The organism is Streptomyces alkaliphilus, from assembly GCF_014141535.1.
Classification (GTDB): domain Bacteria; phylum Actinomycetota; class Actinomycetes; order Streptomycetales; family Streptomycetaceae; genus Streptomyces; species Streptomyces alkaliphilus.
The window spans coordinates 1-2,522 of sequence record NZ_VKHT01000761.1 but is presented as its reverse complement, the minus strand read 5'-3'; the positions used below and the strand labels follow the sequence as shown (position 1 = coordinate 2,522).

The 2,522-nt window shown below is 70.5% G+C and carries 1 protein-coding gene and 1 pseudogene; both read left to right on the top strand.

Annotated elements, in window-relative coordinates:
* Positions 1–442 (top strand): annotated as a pseudogene (locus FNQ90_RS19460) (Crp/Fnr family transcriptional regulator); the annotation flags it as partial.
* A gap of 241 nt (positions 443–683) precedes the next feature.
* Positions 684–2,054, top strand: coding sequence for a family 2B encapsulin nanocompartment shell protein (locus FNQ90_RS19455; protein WP_182607546.1), 1,371 nt, complete (start codon positions 684–686; stop codon positions 2,052–2,054).
* The last annotated feature ends 468 nt before the right edge of the window (positions 2,055–2,522 follow it).

The following is a 2,522-nucleotide window of genomic DNA, read 5'->3' as shown; positions in this document are numbered from 1 at the left end:
CGGCCCGCCCACCCCCGACGACCTCGACGAACTTCTCGCCACGGTGTGGAAGAACCCCACCGTCATGTTGGCCCACCCCAAGGCGATCGCGGCGATCGGGCGGGAGTGCACCGCTCGCGGCATCCACCCGGGCAGCATCGAGTACGCCGGTCGGTCGGTGCCCTCCTGGCGGGGGGTGCCGCTGTTGCCCTGCAACAAGATTCCGGTGAGCGAGCGGGGCACCACCTCCGTGGTGGTGATGCGCACCGGCGAGCAGGACCGCGGTGTCGTGGGCCTGCACCACACCGGAATCCCGGACGAGTACCGGCCCGGTCTGTCGGTCCGCTTCATGGGTATCAACGACAAGGCCATCATGTCGTATCTGGTCAGCGCCTACTACTCACTTGCCGTTCTCGTTCCCGACGCCCTGGGAATTCTCGAGGACGTCGAAATCGGCCGCTGATTCGAACCCTCGAATTCGATCGGTGAATTCGGGGAGTCGAGCGGAAAAGTCCTTCGACTCGTGGTGTCCGGCGGGGGATCGGTCCCGGTGTGATCGGATCGGTCCCCCGTCGGAATTCCGCCCCCCTTCCGGGACCCCGTCCCCGCATCGGCGCGACGGGGTCCGATTTCCGTGTCCGCGACGCCGGACGCGGTCGGCACCGTGTGCTTCCACACCTCTCACGAAAGGCTCCACCCATCCCATGACCCAGTCCCCGCCGAGCAGCCTGGACACGACGGCCGCCCGGAATCTGGCGACCACCACCAAGACGCCTCCGCAGATGCAGGGCATCTCCTCCCGTTGGTTGCCCCGACTCCTTCCCTGGGTCAACGTGCGCGGCGGAACCTATCGGGTCAACCGGAGGTTGACCCACACCGTGGGCAACGGCCGGGTGGAGTTCGTCGTCTCCGGTTCGTCGGTGCGCGTCATCCCGGCTCAACTCACCGAGTTGCCACCCCTGTCGGGCTTTCCGGACGGAGAGGAACTGCGCGCGCTGGCCGATCGCTGCGAACAACGCGAGTACGCGGCGGGCGAGGACCTGGCCGTGGCCGGAGCCCCGATCACCGAGGTTCTGCTCATCGCCCACGGGAAGGTTCGGCGCCTGCTCCCCGGTCCCTACGAGGGTGCCGCGGAACTCGAGACGCTCGCCGACGGCGACCACGCCGGGGAAGGGGCCATGGTCGGCACGGACCCGGGTACCTGGCGCACCGGACTGCGTGCCGCGACCCGTTGCACCGTGCTCGCCCTACCGCTGGCCGCCCTCCGGCGGGTCGGGGAGGAGTTCCCCGCCCTCCGAGCCCACCTGGACGCCTTCACCGGACGGGTGCTGCCCCGTCAGAACCGCAGGGGCGAGGCGGAGATCGAGTTGGCCTCCGGTCACCACGGGGAGCCGGAACTGCCGGGGACCTTCGTGGACTACGATCCCGCACCGCGCGAGTACGAGTTGGGTGTCGCGCAGACGGTGCTGCGGGTGCACACCCGGGTGGCCGACCTCTACAACGAGCCGATGAACCAGCTCCGGGAGCAGATCCGGCTGACGGTGGAGGCGCTGCGCGAACGAGAGGAACACGAACTGCTGAACAACCGGGAGTTCGGCCTGTTGCACAACGCGGACCTGCGTCAACGCATCCACACCCGCAGCGGCCCGCCCTCCCCCGACGACCTCGACGAGCTGATCTCGCGCCGTCGCGGAACCCGCTACCTCTTCGCCCATCCGAAGGCGATCGCGGCGATCGGCCGGGAGTGCACCGCTCGCGGCATCCACCCCGAACCGATGCGGATCGCGGGTGTCACGGTCCGGGCATGGCGGGGCATCCCGCTGCTGCCCTGCAACAAGATCCCGATCTCGTCCGCCAACACCACCAGCGTGTTGGCGATGCGGACCGGGGAGGACGACCAGGGAGTCGTCGGCCTGCGGTGCGAGGGCATCCCGGACGAGGTCGAACCCTCGCTCAACGTCCGCTTCATGGGGATCGACGACCGAGCCGTGATGTCCTATCTGGTCAGCCTCTACCACTCGGCGGCCGTACTGGTCCCGGACGCCCTGGGCATCCTGGAGGACGTGGAGGTCTGACCCCCGGTCCATCCCGGTGGACAATCCTTCGGAAAGCCCCCGGAGCGGTGCCCACTCCGCCGCGTCCCCTCCCGCCCGGGCGTCCCCGAAGCCGTCCCGGTCGGTCGCCCCGCCTCACGGCGCGACCGACCGGGACGGGAACCACGCGGAGCCCGTCCTCCCTCCGGGCAGCGGTCCCGCTCCCACCTCCTCGCGGCTCCCGGGAGCGGGAGGGCCGAACCGCGCCTCAGTACCCCCGGGCGGGCCGACCGTAGGGCTGATACCCGGGATCCGGATACGGCTGCCGCCCGTCCGTCGCCCGCGGTGCGGCGGGCATCGGCGCGGCGGGGCGCATCTGCTGCGGAACCGGCGCCGGTTGCCCCGATGGCGAGCGGTACCCCGAAGAGGGCGACGGCGCCTGACCCATCGTGGGCTGGGGGACGGGGGAGGGGCCGGACCAGGCCGGACGTCCGCCGGCCGGGAACGTCC